Source organism: Pelomicrobium sp. P1 (genome assembly GCF_052805615.1).
This window is the reverse complement of the sequence record NZ_JBRBEM010000005.1, coordinates 109,072-129,017: the sequence shown is the minus strand read 5'-3', so window position 1 is coordinate 129,017 and position 19,946 is coordinate 109,072. Positions and strand designations below refer to the sequence as shown.

Annotated in this window: 21 protein-coding genes; 18 read left to right on the top strand and 3 right to left on the bottom strand. The window is 67.7% G+C overall.

The window, feature by feature from the left end:
- A complete protein-coding gene (gene map / locus ACUVYZ_RS07075; protein WP_439933788.1) occupies positions 1 to 810 on the bottom strand; it encodes a type I methionyl aminopeptidase in 810 nt (269 codons plus the stop codon).
- A gap of 258 nt (positions 811 to 1,068) precedes the next feature.
- Between map and rpsB the strand changes: the two genes are divergently transcribed.
- From rpsB to ACUVYZ_RS06995, 16 genes are all read left to right on the top strand, one after another.
- Positions 1,069 to 1,818, top strand: coding sequence for a 30S ribosomal protein S2 (gene rpsB, locus ACUVYZ_RS07070; protein WP_439933665.1), 750 nt, complete (start codon positions 1,069 to 1,071; stop codon positions 1,816 to 1,818).
- Between the two features lie 103 nt (positions 1,819 to 1,921).
- On the top strand, positions 1,922 to 2,806 hold the full coding sequence (tsf, locus tag ACUVYZ_RS07065) for a translation elongation factor Ts (RefSeq protein ID WP_439933666.1): 885 nt from the start codon (positions 1,922 to 1,924) through the stop codon (positions 2,804 to 2,806).
- Positions 2,807 to 2,815: 9 nt separating this feature from the next.
- Entirely contained in the window at positions 2,816 to 3,544 is a 729-nt protein-coding gene (gene pyrH / locus ACUVYZ_RS07060) for a UMP kinase (RefSeq protein WP_439933667.1), read from the top strand.
- Between the two features lie 35 nt (positions 3,545 to 3,579).
- Positions 3,580 to 4,137, top strand: coding sequence for a ribosome recycling factor (frr, locus tag ACUVYZ_RS07055; protein ID WP_439933668.1), 558 nt, complete (start codon positions 3,580 to 3,582; stop codon positions 4,135 to 4,137).
- 38 nt (positions 4,138 to 4,175) lie between these two features.
- Positions 4,176 to 4,949 carry an isoprenyl transferase gene (locus ACUVYZ_RS07050; RefSeq protein ID WP_439933669.1) on the top strand — a complete coding sequence of 258 codons (774 nt, stop codon included), beginning with the start codon at positions 4,176 to 4,178 and terminating at the stop codon, positions 4,947 to 4,949.
- 13 nt (positions 4,950 to 4,962) lie between these two features.
- Entirely contained in the window at positions 4,963 to 5,823 is an 861-nt protein-coding gene (locus tag ACUVYZ_RS07045) for a phosphatidate cytidylyltransferase (protein WP_439933670.1), read from the top strand.
- 5 nt (positions 5,824 to 5,828) lie between these two features.
- Entirely contained in the window at positions 5,829 to 7,079 is a 1,251-nt protein-coding gene (gene ispC / locus ACUVYZ_RS07040) for a 1-deoxy-D-xylulose-5-phosphate reductoisomerase (RefSeq protein ID WP_439933671.1), read from the top strand.
- Between the two features lie 44 nt (positions 7,080 to 7,123).
- Positions 7,124 to 8,491, top strand: coding sequence for an RIP metalloprotease RseP (gene rseP / locus ACUVYZ_RS07035; RefSeq protein WP_439933672.1), 1,368 nt, complete (start codon positions 7,124 to 7,126; stop codon positions 8,489 to 8,491).
- Between the two features lie 6 nt (positions 8,492 to 8,497).
- Entirely contained in the window at positions 8,498 to 10,774 is a 2,277-nt protein-coding gene (bamA, locus tag ACUVYZ_RS07030) for an outer membrane protein assembly factor BamA (RefSeq protein WP_439933673.1), read from the top strand.
- Positions 10,775 to 10,792: 18 nt separating this feature from the next.
- On the top strand, positions 10,793 to 11,299 hold the full coding sequence (locus ACUVYZ_RS07025) for an OmpH family outer membrane protein (protein WP_439933674.1): 507 nt from the start codon (positions 10,793 to 10,795) through the stop codon (positions 11,297 to 11,299).
- Between the two features lie 56 nt (positions 11,300 to 11,355).
- Positions 11,356 to 12,414: a UDP-3-O-(3-hydroxymyristoyl)glucosamine N-acyltransferase gene (lpxD, locus tag ACUVYZ_RS07020; RefSeq protein ID WP_439933675.1), complete on the top strand. Its 1,059-nt coding sequence runs from the start codon at positions 11,356 to 11,358 to the stop codon at positions 12,412 to 12,414.
- Positions 12,411 to 12,854: a 3-hydroxyacyl-ACP dehydratase FabZ gene (gene fabZ / locus ACUVYZ_RS07015; RefSeq protein ID WP_333840122.1), complete on the top strand. Its 444-nt coding sequence runs from the start codon at positions 12,411 to 12,413 to the stop codon at positions 12,852 to 12,854. The genes lpxD and fabZ overlap by 4 nt, the downstream gene beginning before the upstream one ends.
- Positions 12,855 to 12,888: 34 nt before the next feature.
- The gene (gene lpxA / locus ACUVYZ_RS07010; protein ID WP_439933676.1) at positions 12,889 to 13,686 is read left to right on the top strand and encodes an acyl-ACP--UDP-N-acetylglucosamine O-acyltransferase; all 798 of its coding nucleotides are present in this window, start codon (positions 12,889 to 12,891) and stop codon (positions 13,684 to 13,686) included.
- Positions 13,687 to 13,691: 5 nt separating this feature from the next.
- A complete protein-coding gene (lpxB, locus tag ACUVYZ_RS07005) occupies positions 13,692 to 14,855 on the top strand; it encodes a lipid-A-disaccharide synthase (RefSeq protein WP_439933677.1) in 1,164 nt (387 codons plus the stop codon).
- Complete coding sequence (gene rnhB, locus ACUVYZ_RS07000) at positions 14,852 to 15,460, top strand: ribonuclease HII (protein WP_439933678.1); 609 nt, start codon at positions 14,852 to 14,854, stop codon at positions 15,458 to 15,460. Before lpxB ends, rnhB begins: the two co-directional genes overlap by 4 nt.
- A 28-nt stretch (positions 15,461 to 15,488) precedes the next feature.
- Positions 15,489 to 15,944 carry a CopD family protein gene (locus ACUVYZ_RS06995; RefSeq protein ID WP_439933679.1) on the top strand — a complete coding sequence of 152 codons (456 nt, stop codon included), beginning with the start codon at positions 15,489 to 15,491 and terminating at the stop codon, positions 15,942 to 15,944.
- A 35-nt stretch (positions 15,945 to 15,979) separates the two neighbouring features.
- Here the strand turns inward: ACUVYZ_RS06995 and senB are convergent, their stop codons facing one another.
- Complete coding sequence (senB, locus tag ACUVYZ_RS06990; RefSeq protein ID WP_439933680.1) at positions 15,980 to 16,933, bottom strand: selenoneine biosynthesis selenosugar synthase SenB; 954 nt, start codon at positions 16,931 to 16,933, stop codon at positions 15,980 to 15,982.
- A gap of 42 nt (positions 16,934 to 16,975) precedes the next feature.
- Between senB and senA the strand changes: the two genes are divergently transcribed.
- Positions 16,976 to 18,265, top strand: coding sequence for a selenoneine synthase SenA (gene senA, locus ACUVYZ_RS06985; protein WP_439933681.1), 1,290 nt, complete (start codon positions 16,976 to 16,978; stop codon positions 18,263 to 18,265).
- On the top strand, positions 18,266 to 19,081 hold the full coding sequence (locus ACUVYZ_RS06980) for a TrmH family RNA methyltransferase (RefSeq protein ID WP_439933682.1): 816 nt from the start codon (positions 18,266 to 18,268) through the stop codon (positions 19,079 to 19,081).
- Here the strand turns inward: ACUVYZ_RS06980 and ppsR are convergent.
- Complete coding sequence (gene ppsR / locus ACUVYZ_RS06975; protein ID WP_439933683.1) at positions 19,062 to 19,880, bottom strand: posphoenolpyruvate synthetase regulatory kinase/phosphorylase PpsR; 819 nt, start codon at positions 19,878 to 19,880, stop codon at positions 19,062 to 19,064. The two genes, ACUVYZ_RS06980 and ppsR, sit on opposite strands and share 20 nt — an antisense overlap.
- Positions 19,881 to 19,946: the final 66 nt, after the last annotated feature.

Here is a 19,946-nt window from a genome sequence, read left to right as displayed (position 1 = left end):
TCAGTCGAGGGGGGGCTCAGGCGGGGCGCCAGGGGAGAGGGTCAGGACTTCGTAGCCCCGCTCGGTCACCAGCACCGTGTGCTCCCACTGGGCGGAAAGGCTGTGGTCCTTGGTGACCACGGTCCAGCCGTCCGCGAGCTGGCGCACCCCGGGCTTGCCGGCGTTGATCATGGGCTCGATGGTGAAGATCATCCCGGGCACGAGCTTCATCCCGGTGCCCGGGCGCCCGTAGTGCAGCACCTGGGGTTCCTCGTGGAACTTGCGCCCGATGCCGTGGCCGCAGAACTCCCGCACAACGCTGAAGCCGTGGCTTTCGGCGTGGGCCTGGATCGCGTGCCCGATGTCCCCCAGGTGGCGCCCCGGGGCCACCGCCCGGATGCCGCGCCACATGCACTCGTAGGTGACCTGGCACAGCCGCCGGGCCAGGATCGAGGGCTCCCCCACGAAGAACATGCGGCTGGTGTCGCCGTGGAACCCGTCCCTGATCACCGTGACGTCGATGTTGACGATATCGCCGGCTTTCAGCTTGCGGTCTCCGGGAACCCCGTGGCACACCTGGTGATTGACGGAGGTGCAGATGGACTTGGGGAAGGGGGGATAGCCCGGCGGGGCGTAATTGAGGGGTGCGGGGACGGTCTTCTGCACCTTGACCATGTACTCGTGGCACAGAGTGTCCAGCTCGCCAGTGGACACGCCCGGTTTCACGTAAGGGGTGATGAAATCCAGCACCTCAGCCGCGAGGCGCCCGGCGAGGCGCATAGCCTCGATTTCCTCCGGGGTCTTGATCACGACCCCGCTGCGCGCCGGCATGTCCATAAAGCGAAATCCTCGGCCCTTCGAACGAGGGCCCATTCATCCGTTGGCAAGCGAGTAGGATAGAAGATCGACTCGGCGGTGACAATGAAAAGCGTTTTTGCCTTGAGGCGTGCGGATTTTTGATGTTAAAATTCAAAATTCGTTCAATATCTTGTTTATGGAACGAAATTCCCACACCCGCCCCGCGAGGGTGCTCGGCGCGGCCGAGTCGACCGGGCGGGTGGAGGCTCAACCCTTGCCTACGGAGCGCAAATGTCGATCACCATGCGTCAAATGCTGGAGGCGGGCGTCCATTTCGGGCACCAGACCCGCTTCTGGAACCCGAAGATGGCACCCTATATCTTCGGCCACCGCAACCGCATCCACATCATCAACCTGGAAAAAACCCTGCCCCTCTACCTGGAGGCTACCGCCTACGTGCGACGGCTTGCCGCCAACAAGGGCACCATCCTCTTCGTGGGGACCAAGCGCCAGGCCCGGGAAATCGTCCGCGAAGAGGCGATCCGCTGCGGCAGCCCCTACGTGGACTACCGCTGGCTGGGCGGGATGCTCACCAACTTCAAGACGGTGAAGCAGTCGGTGAAGCGGCTGCGGGAGCTGGAGGCCATGGTGGAGGACGGCTCCATGGAGCGGCTGCCGAAGAAGGAGGCGCTGCGGCTCAAGCGGGAGCTGGACAAGCTGGAGCGCAGCCTCGGCGGCATCAAGGACATGAATGCGCTTCCGGACGCCCTCTTCGTGGTGGACGTGGGATTCCACAAGATCGCGGTGTCGGAAGCCAACAAGCTGGGCATCCCGGTGGTGGCGGTGGTGGATACCAACCATTCGCCGGAGGGCATCACCTACGTGATCCCGGGTAACGACGACTCGGCCCGGGCGATCCGGCTCTATGCCCGGGGCATTGCCGACGCCGTCTTGGAAGGGCGCAGTCAAATCATCAAGGAGCTGGTCGAGGACGAGTTCGTCGAAGTCGACAATCCCGAGGCGACGCCGCAGGAAGAATGACAAAGGACGAGACGGAGAGGGGGCGGAAAGCCCCCTTTTTTTGAGATCTGCAGCCGCGGGCGACCTGGGGCCGCCCGCGATCCAGGAAGGTCAGGAGCGAAACATGGCGGAAATCACCGCAAGCATGGTCAAGGAACTGCGCGACAAGACCGACGCGCCCATGATGGAGTGCAAGAAAGCCCTCGCCGAGGCGGGCGGGGACATGGCCAAAGCGGAAGAGATCCTGCGCATCAAGCTGGGCAACAAGGCCACCAAGGCCGCCGGCCGCCTCGCCGCCGAAGGCATCGTCGCCGTGCATTTGAATCCCGACGCCCGGCTCGGGGCCATCGTCGAAGTCAATTGCGAGACAGATTTCGTGGCCAAGAACCAGGACTTCCAGTCTTTCGCCAATCAGCTTGCGACCCTGGTGGCACAGAGCAATCCTGCCGACGTGGAGGCGCTCTTGCGCCTGCCCATGAACGGGGCCACGGTGGAGGAGGCGCGCAAGGCGCTGGTGGGGCGCATCGGGGAGAACATTTCCGTGCGCCGCTTCGCCCGGCTCGTGGCGAAAGGCCGGCTCGCCTCCTACGTCCACGCCGGGGCCAAGATCGGCGTGCTGGTGGACGTCGCGGGCGGCGACGAGGCTCTGGCCAAGGATCTGGCGATGCACATCGCTGCGTCCAAGCCCATCGCCGTCTCCCGCGAGCAGGTTCCGGCGGAGCTGATCCAGAAGGAGCGGGACATCGCCGCCGCCAAGGCGGCCGAATCGGGCAAGCCCGCCCCCATCGTGGAGAAGATGGTGGAGGGCGCGGTGCAGAAGTTCCTCCGGGAAGTGACGCTCCTCGGACAGCCGTTCGTGAAGGATGACAAGCGCACGGTGGAAGCCCTGCTCAAGGAGAAGGGCGCCTCGGTGGCGGGGTACGTCCTCTTCGTCGTGGGGGAGGGCATCGAAAAAAAGCAGTCTGACTTCGCCGCTGAGGTGATGGCCCAGGCCGCTCAAGCCCGCTGAGCCCCGCCGATGGACGCCCCCGCGTCGCGCCCGGTCTACAAGCGCATCCTGCTCAAGCTGAGCGGGGAAGCGCTCATGGGGGAAGACAGCTACGGCATCAACCGCGCCACCATCGAGCGCATCGTCTCCGAGATCAAGGAGGTGGCGGTGCTGGGGGTGCAGATCGCGGTGGTGATCGGCGGCGGCAACATCTTCCGCGGGGTGGCCCCGGCCGCGGCCGGCATGGATCGGGCCACCGCCGACTACATCGGCATGCTCGCCACGGTGATGAACGCCTTGGCGCTGCAAGACGCCATGCGCCGGGTGGGTCTGCCGAGCCGGGTGCAGTCGGCCCTCAATATCGAGCAGGTGGCGGAGCCCTACATCCGCGGCAAGGCCATGCGCTACCTGGAGGAGGGCAAGGTGGTGATTTTCGCCGCGGGCACGGGCAACCCGTTCTTCACTACCGACACGGCGGCGGCGCTGCGGGGCATGGAAATGAACGTGGACGTGGTGCTGAAGGCGACTAAGGTGGACGGGGTCTACACCGAGGACCCGATGATCCACCCCGACGCCATGCGCTACCAGCGCCTGACCTTCGACGAGGCCATCATCCGCAACCTCAAGGTGATGGACGCCACCGCCCTCACCCTGTGCCGCGACCAGAAGCTGCCGGTCAAGGTGTTCAGCATTTTCAAGCCGGGGGCGCTGAAGCGCGTGGTGATGGGCGAGGACGAAGGAACCCTGGTCGAGTGCTGATGCCCGCCTCGTCCGCAAGCCAGAAGGAACGAGCCATGATCGCCGACGTGAAAAAGACCGCAGATCACAAGATGCACAGGAGCGTGGAGGCCTTGAAGGCCGAGTTCTCCAAGGTGCGCACGGGGCGCGCCCACACGGGCCTGCTGGAGCACATCACGGTGGATTACTACGGCGCCCCCACGCCCCTCAACCAGGTGGCCAACCTGACCCTGCTGGACGCCCGCACCATAGGCGTCACCCCCTGGGAAAAGAACATGCTGCCCAAGATCGAGAAAGCCATCCGGGACTCGGATCTGGGGCTCAATCCGGCCACGGTGGGAGACACGGTGCGGGTGCCCATGCCGCCCCTCACCGAAGAGCGCCGCCGGGAGCTGATCAAACTGGTGCGGCACGAGGCGGAGAGCGCCCGGGTGGCGATCCGCAACGTACGCCGCGACGCCATCGCCCAGCTCAAGGAGCTGCTCAAGGAGAAGAAGATCTCCGAGGACGAAGAGCGGCGCGCCCAGGACGAGATCCAGAAGCTCACCGACCGCTATATCGCCGAGGTGGACAAGGTCCTGCAAGGGAAGGAAGCTGACCTGATGGCGGTCTAGGCCGGGGCCGTTTCCCCGCGACCCATGAAAGGAGCCCGATGAGCGAGCACCAGAGCAGCACGCTGAGCATCCCGCCGGTGGGCGCCATCCCCCGGCACATCGCCGTGATTATGGACGGCAACGGCCGCTGGGCGCGCCGGCGCTTCCTGCCCAGGGTGGCCGGCCACCGCAAGGGAATGGAGGCGGTGCGCGCGACGGTGCGCGCCTGCGGCGAGCTGGGGGTCGAGTACCTCACCCTGTTCGCCTTCAGCAGCGAGAACTGGCGGCGGCCGAAGGAGGAGGTCAACTTCCTCATGCAGCTTTTCGTCAGCATGCTGGAGCAGGAGGTGGTGAAACTGCACGAGAACGGCATCCGGCTGAAGGTCGTGGGCAGCCGGGAGGGGCTGGAGGAGCGGCTGGTGCGGCTGATCGAGCAGGCGGAGGCCCTCACCCGGAGCAACCGGCGGCTCACCCTCACCGTGGCGGTCAACTACGGCGGGCGCTGGGACATCATGCAAGCGGTCCAGCGCATGCTGCAAGCGCGGCCGGAGCTGGCGACCCGGTTCGCGGAAACCGACCTCACGCCCTATCTGGCCATGAGCTACGCGCCGGAGCCGGATCTGTTCATCCGCACCGGGGGGGAGCAGCGGGTGAGCAACTTCCTGCTGTGGCAGCTCGCCTACACCGAGCTGTACTTCACCGACATCCTGTGGCCCGACTTCGACGCTCGGGCGCTGCACGAAGCGATCCTCTGGTATCAGCAGCGGGAGCGGCGCTTCGGCCGCACCAGCGAGCAATTGGCCGAAACCCTGGAGCGGCGCAAACCGGCTTAGGAGGCTTCCCGGCGTGGGACGCCGACCCGCCCCATCCGGCGCTTTGACCCCGACCCTTGCGTCTCGAGTCCTCACGGCAGCCGGGCTGCTCGGCCTGTTCCTGGCCGCTCTGTTTTTCTTCCCGTACCCCGCCTGGACCGCCCTGATCGCCAGCGCCGTCGCCCTGGCCGCATGGGAATGGGGCGCCCTCGCGGGGGCGGCGGCGGTCTCCAGGCTCGTCTATGCCCTCGGCATCGGTGCCCTGGTGGCCCTGTTGGGCTGGACGGGGGCAGGCCCAGGGTCACCGATCCCCTGGGCGGTGTTCACCGCCGCAACCCTGTTCTGGCTGGTGGCGGTGCCCGCCTGGTTCGCCCGGGGCTGGCCGCGGCTTCCTCTCCCCGTGCTGCTCGGTGCCGGCGCCCTGGTGCTGGTGCCGGCGGGCGTGGCCGCAGTGGTCCTGAGGGGGGGGAGCCCAGCCGAGCTGCTGCTGGTGCTGGCCGCGGTCTGGGTAGCCGATAGCGCCGCTTACCTGGTGGGGCGGCGTTGGGGACGGCGCAAGCTCGCCCCCGTCATCAGCCCCGGCAAGACCTGGGAGGGATTGATGGGGGCCCTGGTCGCGGTGGCCCTGGGCGCCATCCTGGTCCAGACGGCGGGGGCGGTGCGCGTGTTCTGGGCTGAAGGCCTTTGGATTACACTGCTACTGGTGGCCCTGGCGGCGGTGAGCGTGCTGGGCGATCTGTTCGAGTCCGCCGTCAAACGGCACGCGGGCGTGAAGGACAGCGGCACCCTTCTTCCCGGCCACGGCGGCGTATTGGACCGGGTCGACAGCCTGACAGCGGCGTTGCCGGTGGCGGGCCTGCTCGCGGGGCTGGCCCGCCCTATCGGCGGCCCTTGAGGACCATGGAACCGATCGGCGAACCCCTGCAGCCGACTCCTCTCCCTTCCTTTCCGGGTGAACGACTCGACCGGACGCCCCGGAGCGTGGTGGTGCTCGGCTCCACCGGCAGCATCGGGCTCAATACCCTGGACGTGGTGGCCCGTAACCCCGAGCGGTTCCGGGTGCTGGCGCTGGCGGCGAAGCAACGGGTGGATCGGCTGTTCGATCAGTGTCGGGCCTTCCGCCCTGCCTACGCGGTGCTGCGCGAGCCGGGCGACGCCCAACGCCTGGCGGGGTTGTTGCGGGACGAGGGCCTCGCCACGGAAGTGCTCTGGGGAGAAGAGGCGTTCGCCCAGGTGGCCGGGGCGCCGGAGGCGGACGTGGTGGTGGCGGGGATTGTGGGGGCGGCCGGGCTCAAGTCCGCCATGGCGGCCGCTTGCGCCGGGAAAACGGTGCTGCTCGCCAACAAGGAGGCCCTGGTCATGGCGGGCGGCGTCTTCATGGAGGCGGTGCGCCTCCACGGCGCCACGCTCCTTCCGGTGGACAGCGAGCACAACGCCATTCTCCAGGCGCTGCCGGGCGCCCGCAGGACTAATCTCGACGCCGCCGGCGTGCGCCGGCTCTGGCTCACCGCTTCCGGCGGGCCGTTGCGCACCCTGCCGGCCCAGGCGTTCTCCTCGGTCACGCCGGAGCAGGCGTGTGCCCATCCCAACTGGGCCATGGGGAAGAAAATCTCGGTGGACTCCGCTACCTTGATGAACAAGGGCCTGGAAGTGATCGAGGCGTGCTGGCTGTTCGACGTGGCGGTGGACCGGGTGCAGGTGGTGGTCCATCCCCAGAGCATCATCCATTCCATGGTGGAGTACCGGGACGGCTCGGTGATCGCCCAACTGGGCTACCCGGATATGCGCACCCCCATCGCCTATGCCCTGGGCTATCCGGAACGCATCGACGCGGGCGTGCCCCTGGTGGACGTGGTGGGTTTCGGCCGGCTCGAGTTCGAGGCGCCGGACCTGGAACGCTTCCCCTGTCTTGCCCTCGCCTACCGCGCCATCGAAGCCGGGGGCAACGCGCCGGCCGTGCTGAACGCCGCCAACGAAGTGGCGGTCGAAGCGTTTTTGGAGCGGCGGATTCCCTTTACCGCGATCCCGGACCTGATCAACTATGCGCTGGATCGGGTGCCGCCGGCGGCGATTCGCTGCCTCGAAGACGTGCTGGGCGCCGACCGCGCGGGGCGGGAGGCCGCCCGGGATCGTCTGGTTTCTCTTGTATAATCGATTTTTTTGATCCAGGGGCGCACGCGCGGCCTCGTTGCGGTATGCCAGACTTTCTGCTCACCCTCGTCGCCTTTCTCCTCGCCCTGGGCGTCCTGATCGTATTCCACGAGTTGGGGCACTACGCTGTCGCGCGCTGGTGCGGCGTGAAGGTGCTCCGGTTCTCGGTGGGCTTCGGAAAGCCGCTCCTCGTCTGGCGCGCCGGGCGCGACCGGACCGAATGGGTGATCTCGGCCTTTCCCCTGGGCGGCTACGTCAAGATGCTGGACGAGCGGGAAGGCCAGGTGCGGCCCGAAGAGCGCCACCGGGCGTTCAATCGCCAGTCGGTGTACCGCCGTTTCGCCATCGTGCTGGCGGGGCCGCTCGCCAATTTCCTGCTGGCCGTCGCCCTCTACTGGCTGCTGTTCCTCACCGGGGTGCCGGGGGTGAAGCCCGTGTTGGGGCCGGTGGAGCCGGGTACGGCCGCAGCCGTGGCGGGGCTCGCCGAAGGGGACACGCTGGTCGCCATCGACGGCAAGCCGGTCGCCACTTGGCAGGACGTGCGGCTGCGGCTCCTCGACCGGGCCCTGGGACGGGACAAGCTGGCGCTGGAGGTGGAAACCGCCGAAGGCCAGCGGGTGGCGCGCTCCCTGGATCTTTCCGCCCTCGGCGCCGAAGATCTGGACGCGGAGCTGCTCGCCCGGCTGGGGCTTGTGCCTTACCGCGCGAGCGGCGTCGTGAGCGTGGGGCGGGTCTTGAGCGGCGGGGCCGGGGCACGGGCGGGGCTTCGGGAGGGCGACGTGATCGAGGCCATCGATGGGGAGCCGGTCCGCCGGGCCGACCAGGTGGTGAAGAAGGCCCAGGACAACCCCGGCCGCGCCCTGGAATTCGAGCTGCTGCGCGGCGACGCCCGGGTGCGGGTCACGGTGGTTCCCGAGCCGGTGGGGAAGGGCGGCGAAACGACCGGCCGCATCGGCATCGAGGTCCGCACCCAGTCCGAGTCCGCCCGTTCCCTAGTGGTGATCCAGCGCTATGGGCCGCTGGAGGCGATGGGCCGGGCGGCGGCCAAGACCTGGGACACGACGGCCCTCACGCTGCGCATGCTCTGGCGCATGCTCCTTGGCGAGGTTTCGTGGCGCAACGTGAGCGGCCCCATCACCATCGCCGATTACGCGGGCCAGTCCGCCCAGCTCGGCTGGATACCCTACGTGAGCTTCATCGCGCTGGTGAGCGTGAGCCTGGGCGTGCTCAACCTGCTGCCGATTCCCGTGCTCGATGGCGGGCACTTAATGTATTATATCGTCGAGATTTTCAAGGGCCGTCCCGTTTCTGAAAAGGCCATGGAGCTCGGGCAGCAGGTCGGCGTGGCGCTGCTGTTCGTCCTCATGGCTTTTGCTTTATACAATGACCTCAATCGACTCTTGTCGGGCTGAGAACGGATGAAGCGCAGGCTCCTCGGCCTCATGGCCGCAGCCCTGATCTCCTTCTCGGCCCACGCCTTCGAACCGTTCGTGGTGCGCGACATCCGCGTGGAAGGAATCCAGCGGATCGAGGCCGGCACCGTCTTCAGCTACCTGCCCCTCAAAGTGGGCGACACGGTCACCCAGGAAAGAGCCTCTGCGGCCATTAAGGCCCTGTACGGCACCGGTTTCTTCAAAGACGTGCGGCTGGAGCGCGACGGGGACGTGCTGGTGGTCTTCGTGGAAGAGCGCCCCGCGATCTCCCAGATCGATTTCATCGGGGTGAGGGAATTCGATCTGGAGCAGTTGCGCGCGGCGCTGAAGCAGGTGGGGCTGGCGGAGGCGCGCATCTTCGACCGGGCGCTGCTGGAACGTGCCGAGCAGGAGCTCAAGCGCCAGTACCTGAGCCGGGGCAAATACGGCGTGCAAGTGAGCACCACCGTCACTCCCCTCGACCGTAACCGGGTGGCCATCACCTTCACCGTGGACGAGGGGGAGGTGGCCAAGATCCGCCAGATCAACATCGTGGGCAATCGGGCGTTCTCCGAGTCCCAGTTGCTCGGCCTGTTCCAGCTCACCACTCCCGGCTGGATCACTTGGTACACCAAGAACGACCAGTACTCCCGGCAGAAGTTGTCGGCGGACCTGGAGACCCTGCGCTCGTTTTATCTGGACCAGGGCTACCTGGAGTTCGGCATCGACTCCACCCAGGTCTCCATCACGCCGGACAAGCGGGACATTTACATCACCATCGCCATCACGGAAGGCTCCCGCTACACCGTCTCGGACGTGAAGCTGGAGGGCGACCTGCGCATCCCGGAAGAGGAGCTGCGCAAGCTCGTGAAGATCAAGCCCGGGGAAGTGTTCTCCCGGGCCAAGGTGACCGAATCGAGCAAGCTCATCACCGATCGCCTGGGCGACGAAGGCTACGCCTTCGCCAACGTGAACGCGGTGCCCCAGATGGACAAGGACAAGAAGGAGGTGGCCTTCACTTTCTTCGTCGACCCTGGGCGCAGGGTCTACGTGCGGCGGATCAGCATCCAGGGCAACACGCGCACCCGGGACGAGGTGATTCGCCGGGAGCTGCGCCAGCTGGAAGGGGCGTGGTATTCGGCGCGCAGAATCGAGGAGTCGAAGAAGCGCCTCGATCGCCTGGGGTATTTCAAGCAGGTGAACGTGGAGACGCCGGCGGTTCCGGGCACCACCGACCAGGTGGACGTGGTCTTCACGGTGGAGGAGCAGCCAACCGGGGCGCTGCTCCTGGGGGCCGGGTTTTCCAGCTCGGAGGGCCTGGTGCTGAGCGGGTCCATCTCCCAGAACAATTTCCTGGGCACCGGCAACGCCCTGTCGTTGCAGGTGAACTCAGGCAAGGTCAACACCGTGTACGCGCTCTCGTTCACCCAGCCCTACTGGACCGTGGACGGCGTGAGCCGCGGCTTCGACATCTTCAAGCGGGACGTGGATTCCACCTCCCTGGACGTGGGTAGCTACAAGACCTCCACCCTGGGTCTCAACTTCCGGCTGGGGGTTCCAGTCACGGCCGACGACACCATCCTCTTTGGGCTAGGGGCGGAGAATACCGAGGTGAGCGTTTTCGCCGACAGCCCCCAGCGTTTCGTCGACTTCGTCAACACCTTCGGCGAGAGCAACACCAACTTCCCGTTCACCGTAGCCTGGCAGCGGGACACCCGGGACAGCGCCTTCTTCCCCCGCTCGGGGCGCTTCCAGCGGGCGGGCGCGGAGGTTTCCCTCCCCGTGGGCGACCTGCAATACTACAAGCTTTCCTATCAGCAGCAGTGGTTCATGCCCCTGGGGCGCACCTGGAGCCTGCTGCTGCGCGGGGAGGTGGGCTACGGCGACGGGTACAACGACAAGCCGCTGCCCTTCTACAAGAATTTCTTCGCTGGCGGCATCAACACGGTGCGCGGTTTCGAGACTGGGTCGCTGGGCCCGCGGGACGTGAACGACGAGGCCCTGGGGGGCAACAGGATGGTGGTGGGGAGCGCGGAAGTTTTCTTCCCCTTTCCCGGCTTCCGCGACGACAAGACCGCGCGCATGAGCGTCTTTCTCGACGCCGGCGCGGTGTACGGCGACGAGGCCAAGGCGGGAAGCGAGGGCGTCAGATTTTCCACCGGCGTGAGCGTGAGCTGGCTCTCGCCCGTGGGGCCGCTGCGCCTCTCCCTGGGCTTCCCGCTCAACGCGAAGGACACGGACAAGAAGGAACCGTTCCAGTTCCAGTTGGGACGCACTTTCTGAGAAGGACCAGCTATGAGGATGAAAGCAAGGACGGCCCTGGCCGCGCTGGCCCTGGTGCTGGGCGCCGGCCCGGCCTGGGCCGCGGAGTTGAAGATCGGCACCGTCCACGTGGAGCGGATCTTGCGGGAATCGACGCCTGCGGTGCGCGCCCAGAAAAAGATCGAGCGGGAGTTCAGCGCCCGCGACCAGGAGATCCAGAAGATGGTCAAGCAGGCGCGGGACCTACAGGCCTCCCTGGAAAAGGACGGGGTCACCCTGCCCGAGTCCGAGCGGACCAAGAAGGAGCGGGACCTGGCCAACCTCAACCGGGACTTGCAGCGGGCCCAGCGGGAGTTCCGGGAAGACTTGAACTTGCGGCGCAACGAAGAAACGGCGCAGATCCTGCAGAAGGCGGACCGGGTGATCAAGCAGATCGCCGAGCAGGAAAAATACGACCTGATCCTGCAGCAGGAGGCGGTGGTCTACCGCAGCCCGCGCATCGACATTACCGACAGGGTCATCAAGGCCCTGGACGCGGAGAAATAGGTTCGGCCCGGGCCTTTCACGAAGGCGCCCTCCGACCGATAAGAAGGCGAGAGCCCATGGCGGCAGAAACTTCCGGCGTATCCGGTGCCCCCCTGTCCGAGCTGGTGGCGCGCTTCGGCGGCGAGCTGATCGGCGACGGGCAAGCGCGCGTGCGCCAGGTGGGCACCCTGGAGGGGGCCGGCCCCGACCAGATCGCCTTCTTCAGCAACCCCCGCTACCGTTCCAGCCTGCGCTCGACCCGGGCGGGCGCGGTGATCCTCTCGCGGCCCTTCGCCGGAGAGACCTCCCGCCCCCGGATCGTGGCCGACAACCCCTACGCCTATTACGCCAAGGTGGCCGCCTACCTCAACCCGCCCCCCAAGGCCGTTCCGGGCGTGCACCCGTCCGCGGTGGTGGACCCCACTGCCCGAGTGCCGGCTTCGGCCACGGTGGGCGCCTGCGCCCGGATCGGGGCCGGCGCCGCCCTCGGGGAGGGGGCCCGGGTGCTGGACGGCTGTTCCGTCGGGGAGCGGGTGAGCATCGGGGAAGAGACCCTGTTGTACCCGGGCGTGGTGGTCTACCACGATTGCGTGATCGGCCGGCGCTGCATCCTGCACGCGGGCGCGGTGATCGGGGCGGACGGCTTCGGCATGGCGCTGGAAAACGGGCGCTGGCTCAAGATCCCCCAGCTCGGGCGCGTGGTGATCGGCGACGACGTGGAGATCGGCGCCAACACCACCATCGACCGGGGCGCGATCGAGGACACGGTGATCGAAGACGGGGTAAAGATCGACAACCAGGTGCAGATCGGCCACAACTGCCGCATTGGCGCCCACAGCGCCATCGCCGGATGCGCCGGCATCGCCGGGAGCACCCGGGTGGGCCGCCATTGCCGCATCGGCGGCGCAGCCATGATCCAGGGCCACATCGAGATCGCGGATCACACCGATGTCTCCGGCGGCACCACCATCCTCAAGTCCATCGACACGCCGGGCGTCTACACCTCCATCTTTCCCTTTCTTCCCCACCGGGAATGGCTCAAGAACGCCCCTCACCTGCGCCGCCTAGAGGAGATGGCGCGGGAGCTCAAGGAGCTGAAGGCGCGGCTTGCTCGGCTCGAAAGGAACGCACCTTGATTTCTCTCGACATTCACGAGGTCATGAAGTACCTGCCCCACCGCTATCCTTTTCTGCTGGTGGATCGGGTGCTGGAGCTGGAGCCGGGCAAGCGCATCCGGGCACTCAAGAACGTTACCATCAACGAGCCTTTCTTCCAGGGGCATTTCCCCCACCATCCCATCATGCCGGGGGTGCTGATCATCGAGGCCTTGGCCCAGGCGGCGGCGACCCTGACCCTGCACTCCATGGGGCACGAGCGCAGCGACAGCTCGGTGTACTACTTCGTGGGCATCGACGCCGCCCGCTTCAAGAAGCCGGTCACCGCCGGGGATCAGCTCGTCCTGGAGGTGGAGATCCTGCGCCAGGTGAAAGGGGTCTGGAAGTACGCGGCGCGGGCCAGCGTGGACGGCCAGGTGGCCACCGAAGCGGAGCTCATGTGCACCGTGCGCTCCCTGTAACGGCACGGGAGTTGCGGAGGCGAGGGGCGAGACCGTGAAGGAATCATCCACCGGCCGGGCGGCCATCCATCCCACCGCCCTCGTGGACCCGGGCGCCCGGCTGGCGCCGGACGTGACCGTGGGGGCGTACAGCGTGATCGGTCCCGGCGTGGAGGTGGGCGCCGGGACCTGGATCGGGCACCACGTGGTCATCACCGGCAAGACCCGCATCGGCGAGCGCAATCGCATCTTCCACTTCTGCTCCCTGGGGGAGATCCCCCAGGACAAGAAGTACGGGGGCGAAGAGACCCGGCTGGAAATCGGCGACGACAACACGATCCGCGAGTTCTGCACCTTCAACGTGGGCACCGCCCAGGACGCGGGCGTCACCCGGCTGGGCCACCACAACTGGATCATGGCCTACGTGCATCTCGCCCACGATTGCCAAGTGGGCGATCACACGGTGTTCGCCAACAATGCCCAGGTGGCGGGACACGTGCACGTGGGGGACTACGCCATCCTGGGGGGCTTCACCGTGGTGCACCAGTTCGTGCACATCGGCGCCCATTCCCTCACGGGAATGGGAACGGTGCTGCTCCAGGACCTGCCCCCTTACGTGACCGCCTCGGGCAACCCGGCCAAGCCCCATGGGATCAACGCGGAGGGGCTGCGCCGGCGGGGTTTCTCTGGCGACTCCATCTTGGCCGTCAAGCGGGCGTACAAGACCCTGTACAAGGCGGGCCGCACCCTGGAGGAGGCGCGGGCCGAGCTGGTGCAGCAGGCCGCTTCCCATTCGGAGCTGGCCGTCCTGGTGGATTTCCTCGGGCGCGCCTCCCGCGGCATCATTCGCTAGCCTCCATGAGGGCGTCAGAGTCCCGGCTGCGCATCGCGATCACGGCGGGCGAGCCCTCCGGGGACGCCCTGGCGGCCCCCTTCGTCCAAGCCCTCCGGCGCCTTCACCCGGACGCGCATTTCTATGGCATCGCCGGCCCGCGCATGATGGAGGCCGGGGTGGAGGCCCTCTTCCCCATGGAGAAGCTCTCGGTCATGGGCTACGCGGAGGTGCTGCGCCACTATTTCGAAATCGTGGGCATCCGGCGCAAGCTGCGGGACCGGCTACTCGCGGATCCCCCCGACCTCTTCGTCGGCGTGGACGCGCCCGACTTCAATCTGGACCTGGAGATCGCCCTGAGGGCGCGGGGAATCCGCACCGTGCAGTACGTGGGCCCCACCGTGTGGGCGTGGCGGGCAAAGCGGATCCACAAGGTGGCCCGGGCCGCCGATCGCGTGCTCGCCCTGTTTCCCTTCGAGGAGCCTCTTTACCGCGACCACGGCATTCCAGTGACCTACGTGGGCCACCCCCTGGCGGACGCGATTTCCGAGACGCCGGACCGGGCGGCCGCCCGCGCCCGACTGGGCCTGCCCCAGGATCGGCTGGTGGTGGCGCTGCTTCCGGGCAGCCGGGTCTCGGAGCTCGACTACATGGCGGATCTCTTCGTCGACGCGGCGGTGTGGCTGCGACGAGCGCGTCCCGGGGTCCAGTTCGTCGTGCCCCTGGTCAACCGGCAAACCGCCGAGCGCTTCGAACGGGCGGCGGCCCGCGCCGGGGACGTGGATGCCCTGGGCATGCGGCTGCTTCCGGGGCAGGCCCACGCCGCCATGGCGGCCGCGGACGGGGTGATCGCCGCCTCCGGCACCGCCACCCTGGAGACCGCCCTGCACAAGCGTCCCATGGTGATCACCTACAAGATCTCGCCCCTCACCTGGCGGCTGGTGAAGAACCGGGGCTACCTGCCCTACGTGGGGCTGCCCAACATCCTAGCGGGCAAGTTCGTCGTGCCGGAGCTCATCCAGGACGCCGCCACGCCCGAAGCCCTGGGCCAGGCGCTGCTCGACCAGCTCGACGATCCGGCGCGGCTCGAAAGCATCCGCCGGGAATTCACCGCCCTGCACCGGATCCTCAAACGGGACAACGCCAACGCGGCGGCCCGGGCGGTGCTCGACCTCCTGGACAGGCCATGAAGCGAATTCTGCCGGTGATCGCGGGCGTGGACGAAGCGGGCCGGGGTCCCCTGGCGGGACCCGTCTATGCCGCCTGCGTGGTGCTCGACCCGCACCGCCCCATCGCCGGCCTGCGGGACTCGAAAAAGCTCGCCCCCGGGCGGCGGGCGGCGCTGGCCGAGGCCATCCGCCGCTCGGCCGCGGCCTGGGCCCTCGGACGCGCCGAGGTGGAGGAAATCGATCGGCTTAACATCCTCCAGGCGAGCCTGCTGGCCATGGCGCGGGCGGTCGCGGCCTTGGGCGTGCGCCCCGACCGGGTGCTGGTGGACGGCTGCCACTGCCCCCCCGTCGAGCTGGCGGTGGAGGCGATCATCGGAGGCGACGATCGCGTTCCCGAGATCGCCGCCGCCTCGATCCTGGCCAAGACGGCCCGGGATGCGGAAATGGTGCGGCTCGACGCCCTTTATCCCCTCTACGGCTTCGACCGGCACAAGGGCTATCCGACGCAAGAGCACTTGGCGGCCCTCGGCCGCCACGGGGTGAGCCCGGTGCACCGGAGAAGCTTCGCGCCCGTGCGGGCCCTGCTGGAGGCGGCGCCGGCCGGGGAGCCCGCGGATTGCGATTGAATCCAACCAACAACGAGGAGTCGATCCCATGCGAGTCGCCATCTTCCTGCACATCCTGTCGGCAGTGGTATGGATCGGGGGCATGTTTTTCGCCTACATGGCGCTGCGCCCGGCGGCTGTGGAGACCCTGGAGCCGCCGGCCCGGCTCAAGCTCTGGGCGGCGGTGTTCCGCCGCTTCTTCCTCTGGGTGTGGGCGGCGGTGATTCTGATCCTCCTCTCCGGCTTCCACATGGTGGGAGAGATCGGGGCGCTGCCGGGTTATATCCTCGCCATGATGGTGATCGGCATCGTGATGGCGGTCATTTTCTTCTACGTCTATTTTCTCCCCTTCACCGCCCTCAAACGGGGCTGCGCCGCCGGAGACTGGCAGGCGGCCGGGGCGGCCCTGTCCCAGATCCGCGTCCTGGTGGGGATCAACCTGGCCCTGGGGTTGATCAACGTGGCCGTGGCGACCCTGGGCCCCCTGGCCTATGACATGGGTTGAAGGCCGCCTCAAGACGGGTCTTTCCGCCGGCCCCCTCAACTCCTAAGCTCGTCCAGGGCGGCGAGAAGGGCTTCTTTCTCCCGTTGCGGGTGGAACAGAGGCCGGCGTGCCGCGCAGGCGGCGCGCAGGGCCTCGTAGTAGCCGGGATCCCGGTCGGCGCGCAGGAGCGCTTGAGCGAGGGCCCGCTCGTCGCCCACCGGAAAATAGCCGGGGTAATCCTCCCCCAGCATGCCCACGTTGCCGGGAATGCGAGAGGCGATGACCGGCACCCCCGACATCACGGCTTCGGCGATCACGTTGGCGCCTCCTTCCATGAAGGAGCTCACCACCATGAGCCAGGAGGCGGCCAGCGTTCGCCGCGCCTGCCCGTGGGGCAGCTCCCCGAGCCAGCGGTAGCGGGGTTCCCGGGCCATGAGGGCCTGGGCCTCCCGGGCGAATTGGGGCGCTAGGGCGGCGCCTAGTTGCATCACGTGGATCGGCACGGCGGAGGGGATATGGGCCAGGGCCTGGGCAGCGCGGAAGGGATCCTTTTCCTCCCGCAGGTGCCCGACGACGCATACCGCCCGGCCGGGCAGACGCCAGCGCACCGCGAGGGGCGAGGCCGATTGATAGACCACCCGCACTTTGGGCCGGAGGACCGGCTCCAGCTCGTCGGCCCCCCGCTCCTGTAGCACTACCAAGCGGGTGGCGAGATGGAGGGATTCCTGGGCCTCGGAATCGGTGCGGATGTCCCGATAGAGGTCGGTGCCGGTCAAGGCCAGCACCAGGGGGCGGCGGGGAAAGGCCTCGCGGAAGGCGCGGATCGCGGGATGGCTTTTCCGTGCGTGCAAGGCCAGCATGAGCTCCGCGGGTTCGCCCGTCCAGCGGCCGTAAACCCGGACGTCATGGCCCGCTTCCCCCAGGAAGCGGCGCCAGCGCGCCGCCGTCCGGCGGTTGCCGGTGCGGCGGGTAGCCGCCGAGGGAGTGACGATGGCGATTCTCAAGGGCAACAGGGGCGGATTAAACTTGGACCCATGAATCTCCCGCAGCCCATGACTATAGCAGAGGAAGCAGGCGCTCTCAGTGCCGCGCTTCAGGACGCCCGGGCCCGGACCCTGGCGCTCACCGCCGACCTGGAGGGCCCACGGGAGCTGGGGCCCCAGCTTCCCATCGTGAACCCTCCCCGCTGGGAGCTGGGGCACGTGGCCTGGTTCCAGGAGCGCTGGTGCCTGCGGCGGCGGGGCGAGGGGCTGGCGCCCTCCATCCTGCCCCAGGCGGACGCCCTGTACGATTCCATGGCCGTCGCTCATGACCGGCGCTGGGGCTTGCCCCTCCTCACCTGGCGGAAAACCCTGGAGTACCTGGAGCGGGTGCTGGAGGCAGTGCTGGAACGCCTCGCCCGCGGTCAGGCGGACCCCTATTTCGTGCGCCTCGCCCTCTACCACGAGGACATGCACGGGGAGGCTTTTTTCTACACGCGCCAGACCCTGGGCTACGAGGCGCCCCCGGTGGGGGCGCCGCCCCCGCCGGTGCAAACCGCTCCCGTCCAGGGCGACGTGGAAGTTCCCGGCGGCGTGTTCCACCTTGGTGCCTTTCCACAGCAGCCCTTCGCCTTCGACAACGAAAAGTGGGCCCATGCCGTGCGGTTGCGGCCTTTTCGCATCAGCCGCACGGCAGTGACCAGCGGGGAGTTCCTCGCCTTCGTCGAGGAGGGGGGCTACCGGCGCCGGGAATTGTGGTCCGAGGCGGGCTGGCGCTGGCGCGAGTCGGTCCGGGCGGAACATCCGGTGTACTGGGAGAAACGGGATGGCCAGTGGCTCGAGCGGCGCTTTGCCCGCTGGCGGCCCCTGCGCCCGGAGGTGGCGATGCTGCACGTGAACTGGTACGAAGCGGAGGCCTATTGCCGCTGGGCCAGGCGGCGGCTGCCCACCGAAGCGGAGTGGGAAATGGCAGCGGCGTGGAGCAAGGGAGCGAGGTTTCCCCACGAAAAGCGCCGATATCCATGGGGCGGCGAGCCTCCCGATGCGGGCCGCGCTTGTCTGGACGGGTGGTACCGGGAGCCGGCGGACGTGGGAGCCTTTCCCGCGGGCGACAACCCCATAGGCTGCCGGCAGATGCTGGGCAATGTGTGGGAGTGGACCGCCGATTGGTTCCTGCCTTATCCCGGTTTCGTGCGTGACCCCTACAAGGAGTATTCCGAACCCTGGTTCGGCGATCACAAAGTGCTGCGGGGCGGCTGCTTCGCCACCCGCGCCCGGCTGGTCCACAACCTGTGGCGCAACTTCTACACGCCGGATCGCCGGGACGTGTTCGCGGGCTTTCGTACCTGCGCGATGGACTGAATGCCGCCAAGCCGGGTCGTCCGCTCCAGGGATAATCCCGCCTTCAAGCGCCTGGCGAAGCTCATCGACTCCGGCCGCCAGCGCCGGGAAACGGAGCGCATCGTGCTGGAGGGCGTGCGCCTGGTGCAGGAGCTGCTCGCCCGGGGAGCGCTTCCCGACCTGGTGGCGATCGCCGAATCGAAGGCGCAGGCGCCCGAAATGGCCGCGTGTTTGCGGGCGGTGCCGGCCGATCGCATCCTCTTCCTCTCCGACGCCCTGTGCACCCAGCTCTCCGATCTGGCGGCGCCCCCCGGCGTGCTCGCCGTCGCAGCGCCTCCCCGACCGCGCCTGCGGCGGGATCCCCCCGGCTTCCTGCTCCTGCTGGAAGACCTTCAGGACCCGGGCAACGTGGGCTCCATCTTCCGCACCGCCGCGGCGGCGGGCGTGGACTTGGCGGCGCTGTCGCCCGGTTGCGCCGATCCTTGGTCCCTCAAGGTGTTGCGGGCCGCCATGGGCGCCCATTTCCTGCTGCCCATACGGGAGCGGGCGGATTTGCTGGAGGCGGCACGCTCGTTTCCCGGCCAGGTGATCGCCACCAGCGCCGACGCCCGCTTAAGCCTTTTCGATCTGGACCTCACCGGTCCCACCGCCTTCGTCATCGGCAACGAAGGGACGGGGGTCTCGCGGCGCTTACGCGAGACGGCCCACGCGGTGGTCCGGCTCCCCATGCCCGGAGGCATGGAATCCCTCAACGCCGCGGCCGCGGCGGCCGTGTGCCTATACGAGCGGTTGCGGCAGCTGCAGGCGGTTGAGCGCCTTAGTAGATATGGCGGGTGAGATTGGCCTGGTGCAGGATGGTGGTGGCCATCTCCTCCACCGACATGGACGTGGCGTCGATGTAGGGTACCCCTTCCTGGCGCATGAGGGCCTCCGCTTCCCGCACCTCGAATTCGCAGTTGGCGAGATCGGCGTACTTGCTGCCCGGGCGCCGCTCGCTGCGAATCAGGTGCAGCCGCTCCGGATTGATGGTGAGACCGAAGAGCTTGCTGCGGTAAGAGGCGAGGGGCGCCGGCAGGCGCATGGAACCGAAGTCCTCGGGGGTCAACGGGTAGTTGGCCGCCCAGACGCCGAACTGCAGCGCCAGGTAGAGGGTGGTGGGCGTCTTGCCGCTGCGCGAGACCCCGATCAACACCACGTCCGCCTGGTGCAGGTCCCGGGTGGACACCCCGTCGTCGTGGGCCAGGGCGAAATTCACCGCTTCGATCCGGCGATGGTAGTCCACCACGTCCCGGGCGCTATGGGAGCGGCCCACCGTGTGGCTCGACTTCACCCCCAGCTCTTGCTCCATGGGGGTGATGAACACGTCCATGCAGTCCAGCACCAAGGCGTTGGCCTGGGCCACGATGCGGTTGATCTCGGGGTTTACCAGGGTGCTGAAGACCAAGGGGCGGGCACCGTCCTGCTCGGCGGCCCGGTTGATCTGCTCCACCGCCGACCGGGCCTTTTCGACCGTGTCCACGTAGGGCAGAGTGCGCTCGTTGAACTTGACCGTCTCGAACTGGGTGAGCAGGCTGTGGCCCAGCATCTCGGCGGTGATGCCGGTGCGGTCGGAGACGAAGAACGCCGTGCGCCTCATGGAACGACCTATAAAAAGGAACGGTCCGGCTGCGGGAACCGTGGTGACCGGTTAAAATAATCGCTT